Here is a 24,225-nt window from a genome sequence, read left to right as displayed (position 1 = left end):
CGTGCGCTCGCATCGGCACGTCGCTCTTGCACGCCAGGCCCTATGACGCCCCCGCCCGCGGGAAGATGGAGCGCTTCTGGCGCACGCTGCGCGAGGGCTGCCTCGACTTCCTCGGGCCCGTCGCCTCGCTGCACGACGTCAATGTCCGCCTCTGCGCCTTCCTCGACGCGCACTACCACGTCACCTCGCACGCGGCCCTCATGGGCGCGACACCCAATACCGTCTTCGAGGCCGCGCCCCGGGCGCCCGATGGCTTCGACGAGGCGAAGCTGCGCGAGGCCCTCACCACCCGTACCCGCCGACGCGTGCGTCGCGACACCACCGTCGTCGTCGACGGTGCCGACTACGAGCTCGACGCAGGCCACCTCGCCGGGCGCCTCGTGTACCTGTGCCGCTGCCTTGTCGACCTGGGGGAGACGCCCTGGGCCGAATTCGAAGGCAAGCGCTACACCCTCCACCCAGTCGACGCCGTGAAGAACTCGCGCCGCAAGAGGCCGCTGCGTCGGCCTCCCGTCCACGACGAGACGTACCGGCCACACCCCGCGTTTGACCCGCCCCTGGCTCTGCTCGACCGCGCCGTCGGACGTCCTCCTCGGCATCGCGATGCAGGTGAGTCATGACGCCCGCCTACGTCACCCACTTCGGCTTCTCCGAGGCGCCCTTCTCCAAGGAGATTGCCGACGCGGACCTCTGGCTGCCGGCCTCCAAGACGGGCCTCGTCGAGGAGCTCTGCGAAGCCGTGCGCGAGCGGCAGAGTGTCATGCTGGTGGGCGAGCCCGGTGTCGGCAAGACGTGCGTCCTGCGCGCGCTGCGTCACCGGCTTCCCCAGGCGGGCTTCCGCCTCACCTATTGCCACAACGCCACGCTGGGCCGCCGCGACTTCTACCGCCAGCTGTGTCTTGCCCTCGGACTCACGCCGTCCGCCACCGCCGCCGCTGTCTTCTACGCCGTCTCCAGCCACGTGGAGGAACTCGGTCGCGAGCGTGTCCACCCCGTCTTCCTCCTCGACGAGGCGCACCTGCTCCACCAGGACGTGCTCGACCACCTCCACATCCTCCTGAACTACCAGTGGGATTCGAAGGCGCTCCTCTCCCTCATCCTCGTCGGCTTGCCCGAACTCGACTCTCGGCTCGCGATGCGCCGCAACCGGAGCCTCGCCTCCCGCCTCGCACGCCGGCTCGCCATCGACGCCCTTGGGCCCGATGACACCGCGGAGTACCTCCGCCTGCGCCTGAAGAACGCGGGCTGCGAGCGAGAGCTCTTCGCCTCCGACGCGATGGCGATGCTCCACGAGGCTGCCTCCGGCGCTCACCGCGACATCGACCGGCTCGCGACCACTGCGCTTCGCGAGGCCGCGCGTCGCAAGAAGAAGCTCGTCGAGCGCGACGTACTCGCACGCGTGCTCGACACCGACGCCGCCGCTCTGTAGGCCGCTCCCATCACCGAGCGCGCTCGCTGACGCTCGCGCTCGGTGATGCCCATCAACCAGGCGGAGCGCTAGTCCATCAACCAGCCTGCCTCGCAACAGCCAGAGACCGGTCGACTGAGTACACACGAGCGGCGGTGCTGGGGGCTCCAGAGGCCCAGCAGGTGGCGGACCGCTGGCACTTGCTGCTGAATGGACGGCAAATGATGGAACGCTGGATGACCAGCGCGCACCCCCGCCTTCGAGCGCTACCAGCCGTGTCGAGCGCAGACACTCCTCCCGCACGTCGTCACACCAGTTTCTCGCGAACTCACGCCGAAGCCCACGCCCGAGAGGAGAGCCGCTCCCGGCGTGTCGCTGCATTCGAAGCCGTACGGAGGCGTCACCTGGCCGGGGAGCCCCTGCTGAGAATCAGTCACACCCTGGGGCTTGCTCGCGGGACGGTGCGCAAATACGCCGCCGCCGAAGTCTTCCCTGAGCGCGCGGCGCGCGTGCCCAGACCGAGCATTCTCGACCCTTATCTGGAGTACCTGACGCGGCGACAAGTCTCGGGGTGTGAGAACGGCCGCGAACTCTGGCGGGAGATTCGCGCCCAAGGCTTTCGTGGCACCTCGCGGCAGGTCCACCGTTGGCTCCAGATGCAACGGACCGTTCGGCCTCGCTCAGGGGCGCGCGGCTACCCTGGCGGCAACTGGTGGTCGAATGGCATACGCCCTGACGCGCTCTGCTCGCCGAAGCAATTGGCTTGGTTGTGCGTGAAGAGGCCCTCGGAGTTGACCTCCGCGGAGACCGCGACGTTGGCGCGCATCGAGCAGGACGAGGAAGCGTCGCGTGTCGTCGCATTGGCCCGGCGGTTCTGCGAACTCGTGCGCTCGCGGGGCGTTTCACAACAAGCAAAACCAACGCGGTCCTGTAGGCGCTTCGAAGCGTGGTTGGGCGAGGCGCGTGCGTGCGGGGTCCGCGCGGTGGAAACCTTTGCGGAGGGCCTCGAACAGGACGGCGATGCGGTCCGGGCCGCGCTGACCACTCCCTGGAGCAACGCCCAGGCCGAAGGCCAAATCACGAAGCTCAAGCTTCTCAAGCGTCAGATGTATGGCCGCGCCAACTTCGATCTGCTCCGTCGTCGAGTGCTGCTCACCATCTGAACCTACGGTCCACACGAAGTGCGGGAGAGCCGGTTCCGTGGACAGCGTGGTTATGCTGCCTGCGCAACCGGTGAGGCTGTCCGCTCATACTCCACCGGGCTTACGTAGCCCAGCGAGGAGTGGCGACGCTGACGGTTGTAGAAGACCTCGATGTACTCGAAGAGCGCGGAGCGGGCCTCGTCGCGCGTCGCGAAGTCCGCCGCGTGGACGAGTTCCATCTTCAAGGTGCTGAAGAAGCTCTCGGCCACGGCGTTGTCCCAGCAGTTGCCCTTGCGGCTCATGCTGCACTCGATGCCTCGGGATGCGAGGGCCCGCTGGTAATCCTCGCTGGCGTACTGGCTGCCCCGGTCCGAGTGGTGCAGCAGCCCTCGCGGCGGCTGGCGACCCTTGAGCGCCATGTCGAGTGCGTCCAGCACCAGGTGGCGGTCAATGAACTCGCTCATGGCCCAGCCGACGACTCGGCGCGAGAAGAGGTCGAGCACTACTGCCAGGTAGAGCCAGCCCTGCCTCGTCCAGACGTAGGTGATGTCCGTCACCCAGGTGCAGTTGGGCTGGTCGGCGCAGAAGTCTCGTGCGAGCACGTTGGGCGCCACCGGCTGGCAGTGGCGTGAGTCCGTGGTGCGCACGAAGCGACGCTTCTTGCGAGCGGCCAAGCCCTGCTGGCACATGAGGCGTGCGACGCGCTTGCGGCTGACGTACCGGCCTGCGGCTCGCAGCTCCGCGTGCACCCGGGGGCTACCGTAGGTGCCGCGGCTCTTCTGGTGGACGGCCGCCACCTCCACTGCCAATGCCCGGTCTGCCTTCTGCCGCGAGGACTCCGGTCGCTTCTGCCACGCGTAGTAGCCCGAGCGGGCCACCCCCAACTGCTGACACATCAGCTCGATGGGGAAGTGGGCCTTCTGCGCTTCGATGAACTCGAACTTCACTTCGAGCCCTCCTTCGCGAAGAAGGCCGCTGCTTTTTTTAGGAAGTCACGCTCCATTTGCAGCTGGCGGTTCTCCTTGCGCAGCCGCGCCAGCTCCTCACGCTCGGCTGTCGTCAGGGCTCCCGCCTTGCCCTGGCCCCGGTCCGCCCTGGCTCGTTCCACCCAGGTACGAAGGGCCGTCTCGGTGAGGTCCAAGTCTCTCGCCACCTGGCCCACCGTCTTGCCTTCCTCCAGCACCAGCCGGACAGCCTCCACCTTGAACTCGGCGGTGAAGCTGCGGCGCTTCCTTCTCTGCTTCGTATCCGTGGACATCCCTGGACCCCTTCATCACATCTCGGGTGTCCACGGAACTGGGGCAGACTCATGTTCTCCACTGTGGAGGACCTCCTGATGGCCTTGTTGGACTGGGCCCTCCAGGCCAGTGAGCACTGGCTGCTGGTGTGTCACGACTTCCTCTCGCCGAGTCAGGCTCGGCGAGAGTTGATGCAGGCAAAGCATGCGGCCCGGTTTCAACCAACTAGGTGTCTCAAAAATCCGGTGCGGTACCGCGAGTTTCGCTCCTGCGGAAGCTACAGGTCAATTGTTGGCGAACTCACCTGGGGGTCAGTCGTCACTGGCACTCATTCTGCCCGCTACACGTAAGCCCCGCAGCACAGCCCCCACAGGTTTCGACCAGCCGCCTGACGTCACAATTGTCTGCACCGACGGCGACGCCACATTCAAATCCATTTCGCGAGCAGAATCCCACATCGGATTCAGGCACACAGTTAGAACGCTGCAACTCCAATTGCGTCACCAATGCAGGGTCCCCCCCGCTGGCGGCATGGGTGAATGTACCCGAGATTGTTGCTCCGCTTACATTGCCAGAAACAGAAGTGCGCCCGGCCGTCCATTGAACGGCGGTTCCATTGCTGGTTCCCACCAAAGCGCCTGTCTCCACGTACTGTTCGCTGCTTGGGTCCTGATAATACATGGTCCCAGTTAGTTGGCCGGCGGCGTCAGTGATTACAAACCGGATGCCCGCTGAGTCAACCGGCCCTGTGCGAACCCCAACCCATGCTCCGGAAATATCTACATTGAGCCGCGCGCGAGACGCGGTCTGGGCATCGGCAGGCTGTTCCGTCTTTTCAGAGCACGAAACGATCATGGCAATGAGTAGTGAGGCTGTTAGGCTTTTCTTGATCATGTCGGTGTCACCATTTGGTCTGATTTGAGACGCGCTTATTGGCAGCAGATGCATCCCGTTTTCTGCGCATCCTCGAAAGAGCCGGCCCCCTTCTCGTTTACTTTTTCATAGAATTCATTTGCAACATCCAGACAGTCCTGTCTGTATACTGAACTGGGGTTCGTGTGTCTGGCCCGACATGCTGCGGACATTTGATCTCTGAGGGCGATGTCGCAGGCCCCTCTGTCGCTGTTGCAGGTTCCATAACATGTGTCATGTATGTCGCAGGATGGTCTAAAATTGGTTCTGTACATCACGTCGGGAACGAGCCACCCAAGTCCATCTGGACCGCATCCATTGACAGTAGGGGTCCATCCAGGGCGAGGGGTTCGGTGGGGGCAATCGGCGAGTTCGTCTATTTCGAATTTTGGCAAGACTTCATTGCTCTCGCAGCACTGCGTCGCCGGATCGTAGGGCGAGTCGCCACATCGAGGCTTGCAGATGCCGCTTGAGCAGATCTCGTTACCGCCACAGCACACGTTGCCGCACGTTGGGCTGCTGGGGGACGCGACACATCCAACCGGAGAGCCGCTGTAGAATTCAGACGGGGATGTATATGCACACACGCCGGTGCATCCATTGGAGGCTGTACACGACTGCCCTGGTTGGCACGACCAAGCGTTGGTGCAGTTCTCCGTGGAGTTGGGGTAGGCTTCCCACGGTGCGCAATTTGAACCGATGTTGTAACACGAGGCCCCCATGTACGAACCATTCGGTCCGATCATGCCCTCGCCGTCGCAACTGCATTTATGGATGGCGCCGTTGGGAAAGGTCGAAGTCGGGCCTGAACATTCATAAAAGCAACCCGATGCCGAAGTGCATGGATACTGTGCCAATCCAGTGATCGGATATCCCGCGAACAGTGTGGCGGCAATGATTAAGACGGTCTGCAGTTTGGATCTCAGCCAGTCCAGTGGGTGTTTTTTCATGTGCTGTCCTAGTCGGTTTACCAGCGGATAAAGATATACACCACTTCAGCCACTCTATCCAAGAGTGGTTTCGCAATTCATATCCAGGGTCCGAATTGGCTGGGTTTCCCGGAAATTGAGCTTCGTAAAGTGCGAGTGAAGGACATTCTATTCTGAAGCGGGCTGTTGAGTTGAAGGCGCCTGAAACAGGGTCGCCACCAGCCGCTCCGCCCAGTCGACATTCCCTGCGGTTTTCAGCCCACCTGAAGCTTGAGGGGAGGCCGTCGCCGACCACCACGGTGGGTGATTGGGTGCGCCAGCGTGAAGAGTGCCTCGCGAAAAGCCGTCTATTTCCCGTGGTGGTCGTGGACGGACCTCATCGGAAATCTCGTTGAGGCTCAGGGAGAGGGGCGACAGACTCAGCCGAGTTGGGTGTTCGAGTCCCGGGGGACGGGCGGACCCATCGATTGGGATGACGCGGATGCTGCGGGGATGGCGAGGTAGCTCAGCCGCTTCGTCTCCAGCGCGAGCTGGCTGGTGCTCTCCAGAATCAAGCCGAGGAATGCCAGCAGCGAGCCGAACAACACCATGCCCATGGCGAGGATGGCCGTTGGAAACCGAGGCACCTGCCCCTGCTGGATGAAGGTCGTGAAGATGGGAATGGCCAGCACCAGGGCCAGGAGGATGATGGCGACACCCAGGCTGCCGAAGAACTGACGCGGGCGATGAAGTCGCTGCAAGCGAAGGATGTGCGAGAGAATCCGGAACCCATCTCGCCAGGTGTTGAGCTTGCTGGCGGTGCCTTCCACCCGCTTCGAGTAGTGCGTGGGAATTTCCCGCACGGGCATGCGCAGTTGGAGTGCGTGGATGCTCATCTCCGCTTCGATTTCGAAGCCTTCGGACATGCAAGGGAAGGACTTCACGAAGCGCCGTGAGAGGACGCGGTAGCCGGAGAAGATATCGCTCTGTCCCTTGTCGAAGAGCTGGGCCACCACCTGATTGAACAGCCAGTTTCCCGCCACGTGGCCCACGCGGTAGGCCTCCTTCTCGCTGTGGATGCGAGTGCCGATGACCATGTCCAGGGACTCCTCGACGAGCAGCCCCACCAGTCGCGAAGCCGCTGAAGCGTCATAGGTCCCGTCGCCATCCGCGACGACGTAGATATCCGCGTCGACATCCGCGAAGGCGCGCCGGATGACGTTGCCCTTTCCACGACGTCCCTCGCTTCGAACGACGGCGCCCGCCGCGCGGGCCACCTCGCTCGTGCCGTCCGTCGAGGCGTTGTCGTAGACGAAGATGGTCGCGGTGGAGAGGGCCCGCTGGAAGGCGAGCACGGTTTCCCGGATGGCGGGAGCCTCGTTGTGGCAGGGGAGGATGACCGCGATACGCGGGGGCGACTGGGGCATGGCACCTGTTCCGTGAGGGTGACTCTGGCGTCACCGTTCGGCGGGGAGCCAGTCTATCCCAGGAGCACCTTGCGTCGGGGCGCTCCTCCGCGTGACGCCTTCCGCCGTGCCTTCCCGACGAGCGCCCGGATGGGGGCACTCTTCCATGGACAACGCTCCGGGCCACGGACCATCCTCGACGCCACTCGATGCTCCCCGCCCGATACCGCGCCCCGTTGCTCCCTCTCGCCGCGGCGTGCGCCTGTGCGCTCGCCTATTGGGCGTTCTGGGAGTCCCAGTTCAATGGCTTCGTGCTGAACCTGGGCAGCATCAACATGCCCACGCATCGCTGGCTGGCGATGGCGGCGCTCATCGCTTTTCTCGGAGTGCCCATGGTGGGCTTCGTGGCGGCGGCGGGCGTGCGCGCGGTGTCGGCGGAGCGGTTGGCATCCTGGCGCCTCGCCTGGCGCGACTATCCCGACCGGAGGAGCGTGGTGCTGGCGGGCCTCCTGGGGATGCTCGTGCCGCTGGCCATCCAGGCCTCGGTGCTGCGGTACGCACCAGTGACCGATGACGAGACGTCCTACTGGTTCGCCGCGGAGCTGCTCGCATCGTTCCGGCTGTGGGTTCCCTCGCCACCGATGAAGCTGTTCTTCGACAACGCCTTCCTCCTCAATGACGGGAAGATGTACAGCCAGTACTTCCTGGGCTGGCCCTTCCTGCTGGCGTGGGGGGTGAAGCTCGGGGTTCCGTGGCTCGTGAACCCCGTGCTCTCGGGGGCGACGGCCATCGGCATGTTACTCCTGGCGCGTCGCTGGTGGGGAGGCGGGTGGGGACGGGTGGCGGTGGTGCTCTATCTGGTGTCGCCCCTGACGATGGTGGGCGCGGCCACGATGATGTCTCATACCGCGGCCATCTTCGCCCTGACGTGGTTGCTCTACTGGGTCGAACGCTTGCAAGACTCCGCTCGGCCCGGAGCGAGCGCCCTGGTGGCGTTCTTGTTCTGTCTTGCCTTCTGGACGCGCCCGGCCGTGGGGCTGGGCTTGGGAGCCCCGCTCGTGGTTCTCTGGGCGCTGCGAGCCTGGCGGATGCCTGGAGCCGAGCGCTGGAAGCATGCGCTGGCCTTCGTGTTCGTCGCCGTTCCACTGGGCGCCCTGTTCCTGCTCGCGAACCAGGAGATGAACGGCTCGCCCTGGCAGACCGGGTACCATGCGGCCGCTCGTTACGCGGAGGCGAACGGCTATCGCTTCGTGTCTTTCGGACCCTCCCAGGTGAAGCGCGACGCCTTCCTGTATTTCTTCACGGACACCTCCTGGGTGCTCGCGGCGGGAAGGCTGGTCCTGGCGCTCTTTCGCTTGAGCCTGGACTCCTTCGGCTGGCCCTTGGGGGTCGTGTTCGTGTTCCTGGCCCGAGGTACTCCTGCCCGCTGGTTGTTCGCGGCCTCGGTCAGCTTCTGCATCGCCCACCTGCCCGTCGCTGACCCGGGCGTGGATACGTTCGGGCCGGTCCATTACTCGGAGCTGATGCTTCCCCTGGTGCTGCTCTCCACCGGAGGGCTGCGAACGTTCTGGCAGTGGGCCGTTCGTTGGGACATGGGGGCCGTCGTCCCCGCCACGGTGGTGGGCCTGGTGTGTGTCTGCGCCACGATGTACCTGCCGCCCCGCATCATCACGTTGCGCAAGCTCGTCGCGGACATCCTGCGTCCACGAGAGGCGGTCGAGCGCGAGGTGCCGGAGAACTCGGTCGTCTTCGTTCCTCCGGGGTTCGCGCCGCCGTGTACGTCGTCGCCCGCCAATCACTTCGTCTTCTTCCGCAAGAACAACAGCCCGGACCGCGACGACGCCATCCTGTGGGTGAACCACATCACCGTGGAGAGGGACAGGCAGTTCCTCCAGCAGGTGTACCCAGCCCGCTCCGGCTTCTTGATGTCGGTGGGCAGGGATTGCGTGCCGCGAATCGTCCCGCTCGCGCAGGCCACGCCCGCGATGTTTCCCCCCACCGTGAGAGAGCGTCCCGAGGACTTCCCGGAGGAGCCGCGATGAAGCTCGGACACGGTGCACCCCGGAGCCACTCATGTTGAAGCAGGAAGCCCGCTGGTTGGGGAGCCAGGTTGCCTCCCTGGACCTGTCGCGCGTCTCGCCGTTGCTCAACGTGGGGAGCTCCACGCGCTACTTTCGGGAGGTCCAACAGCCCTGGATTGACCAGGAGTTGTTCGCGCCCCTGCGTCGGAGAGGGGGCCTGGTGCTTCACCAGGACCTCAAGGCGGACGACGGGGTGGACGTGGTGGGTGATTTGATGGACCCCGACTGCGTGGCCCGACTCGCGAAGAACGGAGCGCGCTCGGTGTGCTGCACGAGTGTGCTCGAGCATGTCGAGGACCGCGCGGCCTTCGCGCGTCGATTGACGGACCTGGTGGCCCCCGAGGGCGTGCTGGTGCTCTCGGTGCCTCACGCGTTCCCCTGGCATCCAGACCCCATCGACACGATGTTCCGCCCCTCGGTGTCGGAGCTGGCGGCGCTCTTCCCGGACATGCGCTTGAGAGCCTCGGCGACAGTGCCCTGTGGGCGTCTGGGTGACCTCGTGTTGAGTGACCTGCCGGGAGCGCTCTCGCGACTGCTGAATCCGGGGAAGGGGGCGGGGACCGGAGCGCCTCGAGCCTCGCTCCGGCAGTGGCTATGGCCGTGGCTCGTGCGGCCGTTCGAGGTGACCTGTGTGGTGCTCGAGCATGCCTAGGTTCAACCGGAGGGCCGAGGTCCGGCGACCTGGGTTCTGCCACCACTTCCGTGAAGGGCGCGTCCCGCCAACATGAGCCGCTACCGAGGAAACGTGCTGGAGTTGATGGGGCAGGTGCTCACGGGGTTGCCTCGTTTCGAGCGCGCGCTCGATTTCGGCTCCGGCGACGGCTGGTTCGCGCAGCACGTCGTCGAGCGCGGCTGGGTGCGTGAAGTGGTCCCCGTGGATGTCCAGCGCCGGGAGGGGGCCCACGTCGAGCCGCTGCTGTATGACGGCCGCACGCTTCCCTTCGAGGACCGGGCCTTTCCCCTCGTCTACAGCATCGACGTGCTGCACCACGCTCCAGACCCTGAAGCGGCACTCGTGGAGGTGCTCCGCTGCACGGGGGAGTACCTGCTGCTCAAGGATCATACTTATCGGAGCACCGCCGGATATCTGACGCTGTGCGCGTTGGACGAACTGGGCAATCGCCGCTTTGGCATCCCCTCACGCTATCGCTACCAGCGGGAGTGGTCCTGGCTGCCAGTGATGGCGAGTGCGGGATTCGTGCTTCAGGCGTTCATCCACCCCGCCGAGTGCGAGCGGGGTCCGCTGCGCATCTTCAACCGCTTCCAGTTCCTGGGGTTGTGGCGACGCGCACAGGCCCCTTGAGCAGGAGCAGGCGCCCCGGAGTGTGAAGCTCAAGGGGCTTGATTCAGTGTCTCCATCGTCCGCTCGTACTCGGTGATGAAGCGCTCCAGCCCCCAGCGCTCGCGGGCCCAATGGGCGACCTCGGTTCGCGAGGGTGGCTGCGCCAGGGTGGCGCGCACGGCCTCCACCAGCGCCTCCTTGCCTTCCACCAACGCGACACCCGGCGCGTCGGCGACATTGGCGACGAACGAGGGGTCTTTCGACACGACCGCGGGCAGCCCCGTCAGCATCCCTTCTTGCAATGTCAGGGGCAGTCCCTCTCCAACGGAGGGCAGCAGCAGCACGTCCGCGCAGCCATAGAGCAGGTGCATGCGAGCATGGTCCACCTGTCGCAAGTGCACCGTGTCCGGAAGGTCCGCGATGTCGCTGGCCAGGGGGCCATCTCCGGCGACCACGAGCGTCACGCCTTCGGCGGCGAGCTGGCGCTGGACTTCCGCGACACGCGTGACGCCCTTCTTGGGGACGAGGCGCGCAGCGAAGAGGACGAGGCGCCCCTTCTCCGGAAGGCCGAACTCGCGCCGCGCCGCGAGTCGCTCGGCCTGGGAGAGCGGTTGGAAGCGCGGCTCGAAGCCGAGGGGGATGATGCGCAGCGGCTTCTTCACGCCGACCTTCCGGAAGTAGTCGACGACGTGGGGACTGTAGGTCACCACTTCGCTGGCGGCGCTGAGCAGGGTGCGCCCGAGCGTCCGGTAGGCCGCCGCCTGCACCCAGTCCAGCACGCCACCGTAGGGCACCTCGCCGACATGCTGGGTGACGAGCAGCGGCTTGCGGCGTCCTCGCGTCAGCGCCGTGGTCAGCGAGGACGAGAAGTAGAGGCAGTCGTGGACGTGGATGACGTCCGCCCAGCGCACCTGCTCATCGAGCAGCCGCCAGCCGGAGGGTGCCCAGAGCGGCATGGGGACATGGAGGTTCTGCTCGAGCCAGTTCCACGCGGGGACGCGCACGAAGGGCCCTGTCGTTCCGGGTTCCAGGGGCGTGGAGGCGGCAATCCACCTCACGTCATGCCCGCGACGCTGGAGTCCCTGGAACAGGGTGTCGATCATGATTTCGATACCCCCCGGGTGCGGGGGCATGAAGTTGGAGACCTCGAGGATTCGCATGGACCTGGACCCTGACGGCGCCCTCTCGTCGGGCACGTGGCGGCGCGAATATAGCCGCAGGCTCGCGGGCGTCTTTGCAAGACTTGCCTGCCCGCGCGGGTGCTCGGCCCGGACCGACATGGAGCCGCCCGGCAGCCGCCTTGCCCCCGGTGCGAGCAAGGCATGCGTCACCCTCGGGAGGTGAAGCCGGTAGTATGGCCCGCGTGACGCCGATGGACTCCGCCGACCTCCGCCCGATGCCGCTCCAGCCCCGAACGCAGGCGTTGCTCGTCGCCGTGACGGCGGTGCTCGTCTATGCCGGCACCCTGTTCAACGGGTTCGTCTACGACGACGCGCAGTTGGTGGTGGACAACCCCTGGCTGGGCTCGTGGAGCGCGTTGGGAAACGCGTTCCAGCACCCGCTGTTCCCGTTCGACGACGGGCCCACCGCCGCGTCGGACCGGAGCCCCGCGGAGAGCTACTTCCGGCCGCTCGCGCACGTGCTCTTCTTCGCGCAGCGCGCCGTCTTCGGCACCTCGGCGTGGGGCTTCCACCTGGTGCTCACGCTGCTCCATGCGGCGGCCTCCGTCCTGGTCCTCTGGTTGGCGCGGGCCTGTCTGCGAAGCAAGGACGCGACGCTGTCGCCCGCGGGGACCTGGGCCGCGCTGGCGGGTGCGCTCTTGTTCGCGGTGCATCCCGTGCACACGGAGTCGGTGGCCTGGGTGAGCGGCTGCATGGACGTGGCGGCGACGCTGCTGGTGCTGCTCGCCGTGCGAGTCATGGTGCAGGGGCCGTCCTCATGGGGACGGGGCGTGGGCGCGGCGCTTTTGTGGACTGCGGGGTTGTTGTTCAAGGAAGTGGCGGTGGTGTTCCCCGTGGTGCTGTGGGCCACGGACCGAGCGACGGGGCTCACCGTGACGCCGCCGGGCCCGCGCGGATGGCTGCGTCGGTATGTCCCCTTGGGCCTGGGCGTGCTGGGCTACGCGGCGCTCCGGATGAACGCCGTGGGCTTGTCGCTCCCCGTGCCGACGGGAACAGGGAGCACGGGGCTGTATCCGCTCCATATGCTGGCGCTCGCGGGGAAGCTGGGAGGCAAGCTCTTCTGGCCCCATCCCCTCATGGTGACGATTCCTTCCCGTGTTTCTCCCGAGGGGAGTGAGGTGGTGCTTGGCTCGGTGTTGCTCCTGGCCTTGCTGGGGCTGATGTGGCGGATGCGCCGCGCGGTGGCTCCTTCCTTCGCGGGCGCGGTGTGGCTGTTGGCGCCGCTGTTGCCCATCTTCTTCATGCAGCTTCGCGGCGTGGAGGCCTACGCTGAGCGCTTCCTCTACCTGCCCTCGGTCGGCTTCTGCCTGCTGGCGGCGGTGGGGCTGAAGTGGATGTTGGAGCGCTGGCCGGGGCAGGCGAGGGCCATGGCCCTGGTGGCGGGAGGGAGCGTCGCGGTATTCGCCGCATTGACGCTGGCCCGCATCCCCGTCTGGCGCGACGACATCGCCTTGTGGGAGGCCACTCTCGAGAAGACGCCTGATCAGCCGAGCATCCATGCCTATCTGGGCGCGGCCTACTTGAAGGCACGTCGTGTGGAGGACGCGCTCCCGCAGCTCCAGGCCGCTGCCTCGGCGTTGCCCAGGGCCTACCAGCCACAGAGCGACCTGGCCGTGGCTTATGCCCTCATGGGGCGGATGGACCTTGCGATTCCCCAACTCGAGCGGACGCTCCAGCTTCGTCCCAACGAACCGGTGGTCCTCCACAATCTCGGGCTCGCCCTGCGTCGGGCCCGTCGGTTGGACGAGGCGGTGGCGCGTTTCCAGGAGGTGCTGCGGCTGGCGCCCCGGCGCGCGGACTCGCACCTGGAGCTGGGCCGCACGCTGCTTCAACTGGGGCGTCCAGGGGAGGCCGTGCCCGCGCTCGAAACGGCGCTGCGCCTCCAGCCGGAATCGGAGGCCGCGCGTCAGGGGCTGCGTCAGGCTCGGCTGGCGGCGGGTGCCACGCCGTGACTCACGCCCGCGCCCGAGGGTGTCGGGCACGGGACGGCCTGCCGCGCGGGCTCAGCGGAAGTCGCGGCGCTCGAAGATGAAGATGGCGGCGGCGGTGAACAACGCGGCCCAGCCAAGGCCATAGCCCACGCCCGAGAAGAACGTCGACGCATCGACGGGCAAGGCATAGGTCGCCTGGGGACGGAAGTTCATCCGCTCCAGGTTGGGAAGCATGTAATAGAGCGCCGTCGCGAAGGACTTCACGGCGCCATCATCCAGCCGGTTGGCGATGTCGAAGAGGTCATTGGCCAGGTGCCCGGCGAAGTAGATGCCGGTGGTCGCGATGGCCGACACCGCGGGGCCCGCGAAGCTGGAGAAGAGGATGCCCGCGCTGGTCAGCACGAGCAGCTCGAACCACAGGCCCGCCGCCGCGACGAATTGAACGGAGTTCAGCTCCACCTGGAACAGCACGAGCTGGCTTGCGAAGATGAGCATCATCGCCGTCATCAGCACGGCGATCGTCAGCATGTTGCCCGCCAGTCGCGCCAGCAGGAACTGGGTGCGAGAGACGGGCTTGCTCACCACGAGGAAGATGGTGCGCCGCTCGATTTCGCGGCTCAAGAGACCGCTCGACAGGAAGATGGTGAGGAAGACGAGGATGAGGCTCATCATCCCCAGGCCGAAGTCGGTGAGTACGCGGTCGAACGTGGCGACCGTCACTTCCGTCACCAGGGTCGACGACAGCAGCACCACCGCGGCGAACGCGCCCACCACCACCGTGACGCGGTTGCGGCGTGCCTCCCGGAACCCGTTCCAGACCATCGCGCCAAACGCGCTCATGTGTTGATCTCCCCACCGACACTCGTTGTTCGTCCGGAGTCCTTGAGGGCGTCCATGAAGAGCTGCTCCAGGGAGAACTTCGCCGCCTGGAGGCTGTTGACGCGGCCCCCCGCCGCCAGCACCTGGCTCAGCAATCGCTGACTGTCCGTGTCGGACACCTGCAACAGCACGCGGCCATCCAGGGACTGGGAGGACTCCAGGGCCACGCCCAGGTTCTTCACCTGGTCCATCTTGAGCCCTTCTACCACCAGCTCCACCGTGGGCACCTGTGCGGACAACAGCTCCCGCACGCTGCCCTCGCGCACCAGCCGACCCCCCACGAGCACGGCGAGCCTGTCACACAGGGCTTCCACGTCCGGGATGATGTGGCTGCAGAACAGGACGGTGGTGCCTCTGTCCCGCTCGGCGAGGATGAGGTCTCGCATCTGTCGGCGTCCCACCGGGTCCAGGCCGCTGGTAGGCTCGTCGAGGATGAGCATCTTCGGCTTGGCCACCAGCGCCTGCGCGAGCGCCACGCGTTGGACCATGCCCTTGGAGTAGCGGCGAATCTGGAGCTTCTCCGCTGCGCCCATCTCCACCGCGCCGAGGACTTCCTTCACTCGAAGGTCCAGGTCGTGGCCGCTCATGCCGCACAACTGTCCGGCAAGTGTCACGAACTCTCGCCCGGTGAGGTACTCGTACGGCGCGGGATTCTCCGGCAGGAAGCCCACCAGTCGCCGCGTCGCCGCCCGGTCCACGGGCTGGCCGAACAGCAGCGCCGTGCCGCCACTGGGGCGCACCAGGTTCATCAGGATCTTGATGGTGGTGGACTTGCCGGCGCCATTGGGACCGAGCAGGCCATAGATCTGCCCTGGCCCCACTTCGAGGTCCAATCCTTGGAGGGCTCGAACGGTGCGGTTGAACCAGAAGCCGACCTTGTACGTCTTCGACAGGCCGCGGACCTGGATGGGCGGGGCGTCAGGGCTGATGGCGGTCATGGCTCTTGCCTCTTGGCGTCCAGGGGTTTGGGAACGAGGCGTTCCCCGTCCTCTGTCTTCTCGTTGTGGATGATCTCCAACCGGAACCGCGCGGCGGTGGAATAGCTGCGTCCGTCCGCTCCTAGGAAGAGCTGGCCACCCAGGGGATCGGCGGGCAGTTCGCTCAGGTCCCCGGCGGTGACGAGCGCTTCCAGGTTGACGGGCAGCTTGCCCGTGCGGCTCTTGTTGCGCTCGATGGAATCGTCGAGCCGCTGGAGCAACTGTTCCTGAAGGATCTCATTCACCCGGCGCTCGTAATAGGCGCGCGTCTCCTCGTCTTCCGCGCCGTCGCGCATCATCTGCGCCAGTCCCAGGCTGGTGCCGAAGTCGCCCGCCTGCGCGTACAGCCGGGTGGCCAGGCCCGAGTACCAGGCCGGTGACTCGGGTAGCCGCGCGAGCTCCTCGATGATGGCCGCGGCCTCTTTGTAGCGCCGCTCGAAGAACATGAGGTTGTAGGCGAGCTGGAAGTGGATCCGCTTGTCCTCGGGCGTGTTGGCAATGCCCTTGCGCAAGATGGCCGAGGACTCCTTGACGTTCGCGTACTCCTCGCGCTCCAGGTGGATGGGGATGGTGATGCCCGCGAAGGTGTAGACCTTGGCGAAACGAGGATCGAGGTCCGTCGTGAGGTCCGCGTAGTAGTAGATGTCGCGGTACTCGGTCAGGGTCCTGGCCGAGCCGACCCGGTTGATGGTCAGCAGCCAGAAGTAGTCGGTGACCAGCCCGAGCTGCGCCTTGAACAGCGCCTTGAGGAACCCAGCGCGAGGCAGGACGGGGCGTTCACCCAGATAGAGCGGTGGTCGGGGCTGACTGGACAGCAGGACGAGCAGGAGCAGGCCTGCAGCCAGCAGCAAGGGTGGCAGCTTGCGCATCATTCCTTTGAACGTACACGGGGCACCCGGTCAACTCGGGCGCCCCGTTGGTATCGCATGATGCCCTGATCGAGCCAGGGCTGACGTAATACTTAAGGGCAGCTCACGTCGTTGTACGCGTTGCCCGGCTCACCGCCGCCAATGCTGTTGTTGTCGATGCCGCAGGTGCCCTGGAGCACGGTGGCCGAGGTGGCCGAAGAGGTGATGCCCCACGTGTCGGCGAGGTTGTCGTTGTCGACGTTACCGACGGCGACGGCGCTGAAGTCGCAGTTCGGGCAGTTGCCACTCACGCCGGCGGCCAGAGGCTGCGCGCCAACGGTCGGGACTTGCGTGAAGCGCGCACTGTCCTGGCCGATGCAACCGGCGGTGTAGGTACGACCCGTCGGGGTCGCAGCCTGCGCTGCGTTGCAAGCGCCGTTGATGGAGTAGCTGAAGCGGTTGCCCGGCTCGGGATCAAAGCCGACGACCTTGAAGTCGGAGACGTACTTGTCCTTCTCGCCGAAGTACGCCTTCTGGGCCGTGAAGATGGCCTTCAGGTTCGTCTTGGCCTCGGACTGCTTGGACTTGGCCTGGAAGCGGATGAAGTTCGGGATGGCGATGGCGGCCAGGATGCCGATGATGGCGACCACGATCATCAGCTCGATGAGGGTGAAGCCACCCTTCTTCTTCAGGAGACGGTTCAGCATGTCGGGAGTGCTCCGCAGGTGCAGAGGGGGGTTGAACGACTGCCTGCGTTCATAGCACGAACGGTGCCATGGCCAACAGTTGCCCCAACCCGATGAATTCTCACAAACGGGCGTGTCGGATCCCGTCCGCTCGTTCCCCTGGTTGCCAAAAATTGTCACCGCGCCTGACGGAAATCGTCGATCCGCGATGCTGTCCTCCCCGGGCCGCGACGCTAGGATGCCCGGCTCCGTGACGGACTTCTCCCTCGTGCCGGGCTGGGCCGGGCCGCTCTTCACCGCCTTCCTCCTGGTCCTCGGCCTGTGTATCGGCAGCTTCCTCAATGTCGTCATCGCCCGCGTCCCCGAAGGACTGAGCATCGTCCGCCCCGGCTCGCGCTGCCCCAAGTGCGGGCATGTCCTGTCGTGGTACGAGAACATCCCCGTCCTCTCGTGGCTCGCGCTGAGAGCTCGGTGTCGTTCGTGTCACGCGCCCATCTCCCCGCGCTACGTGCTGGTGGAGTTGCTCACCGGGCTGCTCTTCCTGGCGTGCCTTCGGAGGTTCGGGTGGACGTATGAGTTGTTTCCCGCGCTCGTGCTCGTGGGGCTGCTGATACCGCTCACCTTCATCGACCTGGCGCACTGGATCCTGCCGTTCTCACTCACGGTGCCGGGCATCGCGGCGGGACTGGTTCTCGCGGTGCCCAGGGGCGCGGACGCGGTGGTGGACGCCACTCTGGGGGCCGTCATCGGCTTCCTCGCCTTCCGCCTGATGGAGTATGTGGGCTGGAAGGTGTTCCGGAAGGAAGCACTGGGCGGTGGCGACAAGTTCCTCGTCGCGCTGCTGGGCGCCTTCCTGTCCTGGCGGGCCCTGCTGGGCATCCTCTTCCTGTCCTCGCTGCAAGGCGCGGTGGTGGGAATCGCCATGCTCGGACTCACCGGGCGCGCGGGACCGTCGACTCCTCCAGACGCCAAACCCATGAAGGCTCCCGAGGGCGTGGCCCCACCTCCAGACGCTCCGGGTGTCACGCCTCCTGAGGGCGCGGCCCCTGTTTCAGCTCAGCCTCTGGGGGACGAACGTGTCACACCGCACGAAGGCGCGGCGCCCCCCTCTGTCCCATTGAGCAACGCGCCTCCCCTCGGAGTCGGCGAGACGACGGCGGCACCCGTGAACACGGAGGAGTCCTCCGAGCCCGAGTCCACGATGACGTGGGAGTTCACCCGGCCGGGGATTCCCCTCTGGAAGCGCGTGTTGCTGGTGCCCTGGTGTCTGCTGTTCCAGCCGATTCCCGACGCGCCCATGGATGACGAGACGGGCGAGGAGGAGGAGTGGGTGCCCGGACCCACCAACATCCCCTTTGGTCCCTGGTTGGCGCTGGCGGGGCTGGAGGTGATGCTGCTCGGGCCCTGGCTGGCGCGCGTGCTGCCCATGGACATCGCCATGCTGCTCGGGGGCGCGCCGTGAAACGCGCGGACGGGCGATGAAGTGGCGCATCGCCAGCGTGGCGTTCCTGCTCAGCTCGCTCTGCACGGGACTCTCCTGGCTGTCGCTCCAGCCCGTCCTCATCCGGTTGCTGGAGCTGGGCCGCCGGCTCGTGTCTCCGGGCACTCCGGACGCGGAGGTGCTGGCACAGGTGCGGGGCTTCCTTCCGCTCGCGCTGGGGTTGGACCTGGTCGCGCTCACGCTGCTGGCGTACGTGGTGTTGGACCTGACGGTGGGCCGTCCGCTGCGCTCCGCCGAGGCCATGGTGGAACAACTGGGGCGGCTGGAGCTGGATCCGCACCTGACGCCCACGCAAGGCGGGCCGCTGCTGTCGAGGATGCAGCGCGCGTTGCAGCGGCTGGCGGAGGCGCTGCGCTCGGAGCAGGCCCTCACGCGCTCCCAGGTCGAGTCGCTGCGGGAGGCCAACCTCCGCCTGTCGCGGGCCCAGACGGAGCTGGTGTCCGCCGAGCGGCTGGCCACGGTGGGCCGGCTCGCCGCGGGCGTGGCGCACGAGGTGGGCAACCCCCTGGCCGGCATCCTCGGCTACCTCTCCCTGGCGCGGATGAAGGCGCCCACGGCGGAGCTGAAGGACTACCTGGAGCGCATCGATCACGAAGTGCAGCGCATCGACCGCATCGTCCGAGGCCTGCTGGACCTGGGGCGTCCCGAGACGTCGTCGCCCGGCCCGGTGGATGTCGGCTCGGTGGTGGAGACGTGTGTGCGGCTGGTCCGCGCCGCGCCCGAGCTCGCCGGTGTGTCGGTGGACCTGGCGCTGGAGCCGGGAGTGTTCGCCCGGGCGGAGACAGGGCCGCTGTCGCAGATCCTCATCAATCTCCTGCTCAACGCCGCGCAGGCCATGGGAGGGCAGGGGAGCGTGAGTGTGGTGACCCGCCGCCTGGAGGGCGAGGTCCAGTTGATGGTGAGGGACGAGGGTCCGGGGATTCCTCCCGAGGTCATGCCCCGGCTGTTCGAGCCCTTCTTCACCACGAAGGGACGGCAGGGCACGGGGCTGGGGCTGGCGGTGTCGCTGCGACTGACGCAGGTGATGGGCGGTCGTCTGGGCGCGGAGAACCTGCCTGAAGGTGGCGCGCGCTTCACCGTGTCCCTGCCCGCCGTGTGAGCGGGCGCCGTCCGGCCAGAAGCTATCTCCCTCCCCAGGACTGGAGGATGATGCCGGAAGGCCCCCATGTCCCTGTTCCGCACCATCCTCGTCGCCGACGACGAGCCCTCCATCCGGCACATCCTCACCTTGGTGCTCACCGACAAGGGCTACGACGTGCGTGCCGTCGCGGACGGAGAGGAAGCGCTGCGCGAGCTGGCCACGCGCGACTACGACGTCCTCGTCTCCGACGTGCGCATGCCACGCAAGGACGGGCTGACGCTGCTGCGCGAGGCGCAGGCCGCGCACCCGGCGCTCACCGTGGTGGTGATGAGCGCCTATGGCTCGCAGGAGCAGGCGCTGGAGGCCGTATCGGCGGGCGCGTACGACTACGTCCAGAAGCCGTTCAAGCCCGAGGAGATTGTCTTCGTCCTGCGCAAGGCCGAAGAGCGCGAGCGGCTGCTGCGGGAGAATCGCCGGCTCAAGCAGGGCGGTCTGCCCTCCGCGCCCCAGGGGCACATCCTCGGGGGCAGCGAGTCGCTCCATGCGCTGCTCAAGCAGGTGGCGCGCCTGGCGCCGGTGGACACCACGGTGCTCATCAGTGGGGAGAGCGGGACGGGCAAGGAGCTGATTGCCCGGGAGCTGCACACGCGCAGCCCGAGGGCCGCGCTGCCCTTCGTCGCCGTCAACTGCGGCGCCATTCCTGGTGGGTTGCTCGAGAGCGAGCTGTTCGGCCACGCCAAGGGCGCCTTCACGGATGCGCGCACGGCCAAGCGCGGCCTCTTCTCGGAGGCGGACGGCGGCACGCTCTTCCTGGACGAAGTGGGCGAGCTGCCGCTGCCCGCGCAGGTGAAGCTCCTTCGCGTGCTGCAAGAAGGCGAAATCCGCCCGGTGGGCGAGAACCGCGTGGAGAAGGTGGACGTGCGCGTGGTGGCGGCCACGCTGCGGGATTTGGGCAAGCTGGTGGAGAAGGGCGAGTTCCGCGAGGACCTCTACTACCGCCTCAACGTGGTGAACGTGAGGGTGCCGCCCCTGCGCGAACGCCGCGAGGACGTGCCCCTGCTGGCGAATGCCTTCATCCACCGCTTCAACCGCGAGCTCAACCGCGAGTCGCCCGTCGAAGGACTGTCCCCAGAGGCGGAGGCGTTGTTGTCCGCCTATGCCTGGCCGGGCAACGTGCGCGAGCTGGAGAACGCCATGGAGCGGGCGGTCCTCCTGGCGGATGGCCCGCACATCCTTCCATCCAACCTGCCCGAAAGGCTGTGGGCCGCTCCCGCACCCGGACCGACGGGCTCCAACGCCGGAGCGATGCCACAGGTCGGTAGCGACCTGTCGCTCAAGCGAGCCATCCGGGAGCTGGAGGAGTCCTACATCCGGTTGGCCTTGAGACGGACGAAGGGGAACCGGACCCGGGCGGCGGAGGTCCTGGACATCAGCCACAGGGCGTTGCTGTACAAGATCAAGGAGTACGGCATCGACCCGGACGCGGAGGCCGAGCGGAGCTGAGGCAGGGGAATCCGCCGGGTGGCATTTGACGGAACGCGTCCGGAGCCGGAAAATCGGGCCTCCGCGACCGTGGTGGGGGGCCCGGCGCAGTTTGGACGCAGGGGTCCCGGCCGAACGGAGAGCAGGCGGGCTCCGGGTACTTTTTAGGAGGGGTTGACGGCCAGTGCTACGCTGGACGCCTCTCGACGGAGTCAAGCATGGCGAAGGGCAAACTGGCACTCGGTCTGGACATCGGATCGACCTCCATCAAGATGATCCTGCTCAAGGAGCAGCGCAAGCGGGGCGAGGTGGGCTTCGCGCTGCAGAGCTTCGGCATGAAGCCGCTGCCTCCCGAGGCCATCGTGGATGGCGCGCTGATGAACTCCACCGCCATCGTCCAGGCGGTGCAGGAGCTGATGTCCGAGCTGAAGGTGAAGGGCAAGGATGTCGCCATCGGGGTGTCCGGCCACTCGGTCATCATCAAGAAGATTCAGATGCCCCGCATGTCCCAGGAGGAGCTCGAGGAGAGCATCCAGTGGGAGGCCGAGCAGTACATCCCGTTCGATGTGAAGGACGTGAACATCGACACGCAGATCCTCGACGGGGGCGGCAACGACGCCACCGGGCAGATGGACGTGCTGCTGGTGGCCGCCAAGAAGGACATGATCAACGACTACACCACGGTGGTCTCCGAGGCGGGCCTCGCCCCGGTGGTCGTGGATGTGGACGCCTTCGCAGTGCAGAACATGTTCTCCGTCAACTACGACCTGCCGGAGAAGGAGACCGTCGTCCTCATCAACGCGGGCGCCTCGGTGGTGAACATCAACATCATCGCCAACGGCGTGACGGTCTTCACCCGTGACGTCACCATCGGTGGCAACCAGTTCACCGAGGAGATCCAGAAGCAGCTCAACGTCTCCTACGAGGAGGCGGAAGCGCTGAAGATCGGCGGCAACCGCGCGGACGCGGATGCCGTGGTGCCCCAGGAAGTCGAGCGCGTGCTGTCCAGCGTCGCCGAGCAGGTGGCCGGTGAAATCCAGCGCTCGCTGGACTTCTACGCGGGCACCGCGGCGGACTCGAACTTCACCAAGGTCTACCTGTCCGGTGGCACGGCGAAGATTCCGGCCCTGTTCAAGACCATTGAAGCGCGCACCGGGGTGCCGGTGGAGATCCTCAACCCGTTCCGCAAGATTGAAGTGGACAACCGCAAGTTCGACCCCGCGTTCATCATGGACGTGGCGCCCATGGCCGCGGTGGCCGTGGGACTGGCGCTCCGGCGTCCTGGCGACAAGCTGGCCTAGACCGTCCACTTCCTGGAGACGACGCACATGATGATTCGCATCAACCTGCTTCCCGTCCGGAAGGTTCAGACCCAGCAGAAGGGCCGGCAGATTTTGGTCCTCTTCGCGCTGGCGCTCATCGGCGCCGCCGTGGGCAACTACCTCTGGTACGACGACCGCGACAGTGAGTTCCAGCGCAACGCCCAGGCCATCGAACAGACTCGCGCGAAGATCGCCGAGCTGGAGAAGGTCATCGGCGAGGTGAGGAACATCAACGCCCGCAAGACGGAAGTTGAGAAGAAGCTCGCCGTGCTGGACTCGCTGCGCAAGGGCCGTAACGGTCCGGTCCGGATGATGGACGCGCTGGCTTCCGCCACGCCGAAGAAGGTCTGGGTGAAGGGCTTCGTCGAAGCCGCCAGCGCGGTGGCCATCGACGGCTCGGCCGTCAGTCACGACGAGGTCGCCGAGTTCATGCGCAGCCTGAACGGCGTGGTGTGGACGCCCAAGGGCATGGGCCGCCTGGTGGATCAGCGCCGCGACTCGAAGACGTCCCGCGTGGAGCTGCTGACGGCCGAAGCCACCATCGAGGAGTTCCCCGCCGGGGAAATCACTCCGTTCTTCACCAACATCGACCTGACCAGCGCCGTGCAGACGAAGGCGTCCACCGGGCCTCTGGCCGCGCCCGCCCTGGTCGACTTCAAGATCACCCTCACCGCGAACTACGCCATCTGAGCGAGGCCACTGCCCATGGACAAGTACCTGGACCAATTCGTCAAGGCGTCCCCGGCCGTCAAGTTCGGCGGCCTGGCAGCGCTCATCATCCTGATGACCGTCGCCAACTTCTTCCTGCTCATCCAGCCCACGGATGAGAGCATCCAGAGGCAGATGACCGAGCGGCGCGCGCTGGACCTGGATCTGGCGGAGAAGAGTGAGATCGCCCAGAACCTCAACGAGCGTCGGCGCGAGATGGACGTGCTGGAGCAGAAGCTCGCCGAGGCCCTCACGGAGCTGCCGGAGAAGAAGGACGTCGAGGAGTTGCTCGCGCAGATCAACGACATCGGCAAGAAGAGCGGTCTGGAGATCTCCCTGGTGCAGCCCGACCGCGAGTACGTGGGCGGCGGCGAATTCTTCGCCCGCATCCCCATCCGCATGACGGTGAGCGGCAACTACCATGAGATCGCCATGTTCCTGCAGGAGATGGCGAACATGCGCCGCATCGTGAACGTCAACAACATCAACCTGGGCCAGCCGACCCTGAAGAACGAGAAGGTCGTGCTGCAGAGCAGCTTCCTGGCGACGACTTTCCGGTTCGTCGAGACCAAGAACTAGAAACTTGATCCGTCCGGAAAGTAGGGCGACAAGGGGATTGAGGATGAAGATGTTCAAGGCCACCATGACGACCGCCGCGCTCGCGCTGACGCTCGCTGCCTGCGAGGAGGCACCTCTGCCCCCTCCGCCGGTGGCCGCGGCACCTCCCGCGGCCAAGGCCGCGGCACCCGCGGAGACGGCGCCCACGCCGGTCGACGCCGCCGCCGCGCCGGCGCCATACATCTACAGTTACAACCCGGTGGGGAAGCGGGATCCGTTCCGCAGTCCGCTGGAAGAGCTGGGCCCGGTGGCCCAGGTGAATCCCGTCACGACGTGCACGGAGCCTCTGTGCGCGTTCGACCTGGACCAGCTGAAGCTGGTCGCGGTCGTCACGGGTGACGCCAATCCACTGGCGATGGTCGAAGACCCGTTGGGTCGAGGCCACATCGTGCGCCGCAACACCCGGGTTGGACGCCAGGGTGGGAAGGTCACGCAAATCCTCCGCGATTCGCTGACGGTGACCGAGGTTTTCTCGGGCAACGGAGAGATCATCAAGAATCCGGTGACTCTGCAGCTCAAGGCCGATGACCGGCAGGACCCTAGTTACAATCTGATGACGGGCAAAAACTACGGGGAGTAGCGCCCCCGTGGCGCGCCCGCGGGCGGCAGCCCGCTTCCAACTTGGTGAGGGGAC

The 24,225-nt window shown here is 66.3% G+C and carries 21 protein-coding genes and 1 pseudogene; 14 read left to right on the top strand and 8 right to left on the bottom strand.

What is annotated here, in order from left to right:
* From HUW62_RS15965 to HUW62_RS48770, 3 genes and pseudogenes are all read left to right on the top strand, one after another.
* Window positions 1-620 (top strand): annotated as a pseudogene (locus tag HUW62_RS15965) (integrase core domain-containing protein); the annotation flags it as partial.
* Window positions 617-1,429 (top strand): ExeA family protein, encoded by an 813-nt coding sequence (locus tag HUW62_RS15960; protein ID WP_163871142.1) that lies wholly within the window; start codon window positions 617-619, stop codon window positions 1,427-1,429. The pseudogene HUW62_RS15965 and the gene HUW62_RS15960, both read left to right, overlap by 4 nt.
* 440 nt (window positions 1,430-1,869) lie before the next feature.
* Window positions 1,870-2,571, top strand: a complete 702-nt coding sequence (locus tag HUW62_RS48770; protein WP_368670422.1) for a transposase — start codon at window positions 1,870-1,872, stop codon at window positions 2,569-2,571.
* A 50-nt stretch (window positions 2,572-2,621) separates the two neighbouring features.
* On the opposite strand, the gene HUW62_RS15950 is transcribed toward HUW62_RS48770, so the two are convergent.
* The 3 genes from HUW62_RS15950 to HUW62_RS15940 all read right to left on the bottom strand — a co-directional run bounded on the left by HUW62_RS15950 (window position 2,622) and on the right by HUW62_RS15940 (window position 7,035).
* Window positions 2,622-3,808, bottom strand: a protein-coding gene (locus HUW62_RS15950; protein ID WP_240357198.1) for an IS3 family transposase whose coding sequence is annotated in 2 segments (ribosomal slippage) — window positions 2,622-3,514 and window positions 3,514-3,808 — 1,188 coding nt in all. Because the reading frame shifts where the segments join, the coding sequence is not laid out codon by codon here.
* Window positions 3,809-4,717: 909 nt separating this feature from the next.
* Entirely contained in the window at window positions 4,718-5,422 is a 705-nt protein-coding gene (locus tag HUW62_RS49975; protein WP_176434956.1) for a hypothetical protein, read from the bottom strand.
* Between the two features lie 626 nt (window positions 5,423-6,048).
* Window positions 6,049-7,035, bottom strand: a complete 987-nt coding sequence (locus tag HUW62_RS15940; protein ID WP_176434954.1) for a glycosyltransferase — start codon at window positions 7,033-7,035, stop codon at window positions 6,049-6,051.
* 188 nt (window positions 7,036-7,223) lie between these two features.
* On the opposite strand from HUW62_RS15940, the gene HUW62_RS15935 reads away from it, so the two are divergent.
* The 3 genes from HUW62_RS15935 (at window position 7,224) to HUW62_RS15925 (ending at window position 10,398) form a co-directional block, all read left to right on the top strand.
* Window positions 7,224-9,056: a hypothetical protein gene (locus tag HUW62_RS15935; protein WP_176434953.1), complete on the top strand. Its 1,833-nt coding sequence runs from the start codon at window positions 7,224-7,226 to the stop codon at window positions 9,054-9,056.
* 31 nt (window positions 9,057-9,087) lie between these two features.
* Entirely contained in the window at window positions 9,088-9,747 is a 660-nt protein-coding gene (locus tag HUW62_RS15930; RefSeq protein ID WP_176434952.1) for a methyltransferase type 11, read from the top strand.
* Between the two features lie 72 nt (window positions 9,748-9,819).
* Window positions 9,820-10,398 carry a class I SAM-dependent methyltransferase gene (locus HUW62_RS15925; RefSeq protein ID WP_176434951.1) on the top strand — a complete coding sequence of 193 codons (579 nt, stop codon included), beginning with the start codon at window positions 9,820-9,822 and terminating at the stop codon, window positions 10,396-10,398.
* Window positions 10,399-10,427: 29 nt separating this feature from the next.
* On the opposite strand, the gene HUW62_RS15920 is transcribed toward HUW62_RS15925, so the two are convergent.
* Window positions 10,428-11,537, bottom strand: coding sequence for a glycosyltransferase family 4 protein (locus HUW62_RS15920; RefSeq protein ID WP_176434950.1), 1,110 nt, complete (start codon window positions 11,535-11,537; stop codon window positions 10,428-10,430).
* Between the two features lie 194 nt (window positions 11,538-11,731).
* Here HUW62_RS15920 and HUW62_RS15915 point away from each other — a divergent pair, with 194 nt between their 5' ends.
* Window positions 11,732-13,510 (top strand): tetratricopeptide repeat protein, encoded by a 1,779-nt coding sequence (locus tag HUW62_RS15915; RefSeq protein WP_176434949.1) that lies wholly within the window; start codon window positions 11,732-11,734, stop codon window positions 13,508-13,510.
* 51 nt (window positions 13,511-13,561) lie between these two features.
* Here HUW62_RS15915 and HUW62_RS15910 read toward each other — a convergent pair whose 3' ends face one another.
* The 4 genes from HUW62_RS15910 to HUW62_RS15895 form a co-directional block, all read right to left on the bottom strand.
* Window positions 13,562-14,329 carry an ABC transporter permease gene (locus HUW62_RS15910; RefSeq protein ID WP_176434948.1) on the bottom strand — a complete coding sequence of 256 codons (768 nt, stop codon included), beginning with the start codon at window positions 14,327-14,329 and terminating at the stop codon, window positions 13,562-13,564.
* Window positions 14,326-15,306, bottom strand: coding sequence for an ABC transporter ATP-binding protein (locus HUW62_RS15905; RefSeq protein WP_176434947.1), 981 nt, complete (start codon window positions 15,304-15,306; stop codon window positions 14,326-14,328). Before HUW62_RS15905 ends, HUW62_RS15910 begins: the two co-directional genes overlap by 4 nt.
* Window positions 15,303-16,217 (bottom strand): pilus assembly protein PilG, encoded by a 915-nt coding sequence (locus HUW62_RS15900; RefSeq protein WP_255203455.1) that lies wholly within the window; start codon window positions 16,215-16,217, stop codon window positions 15,303-15,305. The genes HUW62_RS15905 and HUW62_RS15900 overlap by 4 nt, the downstream gene beginning before the upstream one ends.
* Window positions 16,218-16,306: 89 nt before the next feature.
* Entirely contained in the window at window positions 16,307-16,900 is a 594-nt protein-coding gene (locus HUW62_RS15895) for a type IV pilin protein (RefSeq protein ID WP_176434946.1), read from the bottom strand.
* A 217-nt stretch (window positions 16,901-17,117) separates the two neighbouring features.
* Here HUW62_RS15895 and HUW62_RS15890 point away from each other — a divergent pair, with 217 nt between their 5' ends.
* The 7 genes from HUW62_RS15890 (at window position 17,118) to HUW62_RS15860 (ending at window position 24,171) form a co-directional block, all read left to right on the top strand.
* Window positions 17,118-18,341: an A24 family peptidase gene (locus HUW62_RS15890; protein WP_176434945.1), complete on the top strand. Its 1,224-nt coding sequence runs from the start codon at window positions 17,118-17,120 to the stop codon at window positions 18,339-18,341.
* Between the two features lie 16 nt (window positions 18,342-18,357).
* Window positions 18,358-19,479, top strand: coding sequence for a sensor histidine kinase (locus HUW62_RS15885; RefSeq protein ID WP_176434944.1), 1,122 nt, complete (start codon window positions 18,358-18,360; stop codon window positions 19,477-19,479).
* A gap of 66 nt (window positions 19,480-19,545) precedes the next feature.
* A complete protein-coding gene (locus tag HUW62_RS15880; protein ID WP_176434943.1) occupies window positions 19,546-20,964 on the top strand; it encodes a sigma-54 dependent transcriptional regulator in 1,419 nt (472 codons plus the stop codon).
* 197 nt (window positions 20,965-21,161) lie between these two features.
* Window positions 21,162-22,244 carry a type IV pilus assembly protein PilM gene (gene pilM, locus HUW62_RS15875; protein ID WP_141642888.1) on the top strand — a complete coding sequence of 361 codons (1,083 nt, stop codon included), beginning with the start codon at window positions 21,162-21,164 and terminating at the stop codon, window positions 22,242-22,244.
* Between the two features lie 27 nt (window positions 22,245-22,271).
* Window positions 22,272-22,955, top strand: a complete 684-nt coding sequence (locus HUW62_RS15870) for a PilN domain-containing protein (protein WP_163865374.1) — start codon at window positions 22,272-22,274, stop codon at window positions 22,953-22,955.
* A 15-nt stretch (window positions 22,956-22,970) separates the two neighbouring features.
* Window positions 22,971-23,552 carry a type 4a pilus biogenesis protein PilO gene (locus HUW62_RS15865; protein ID WP_163865373.1) on the top strand — a complete coding sequence of 194 codons (582 nt, stop codon included), beginning with the start codon at window positions 22,971-22,973 and terminating at the stop codon, window positions 23,550-23,552.
* Between the two features lie 43 nt (window positions 23,553-23,595).
* Window positions 23,596-24,171, top strand: a complete 576-nt coding sequence (locus HUW62_RS15860; protein WP_176434942.1) for a pilus assembly protein PilP — start codon at window positions 23,596-23,598, stop codon at window positions 24,169-24,171.
* Window positions 24,172-24,225: the final 54 nt, after the last annotated feature.

The organism is Myxococcus sp. AM011, from assembly GCF_013372595.1.
GTDB lineage: Bacteria > Myxococcota > Myxococcia > Myxococcales > Myxococcaceae > Myxococcus > Myxococcus eversor.
This window is presented reverse-complemented; position numbering and strand designations above follow the sequence as displayed.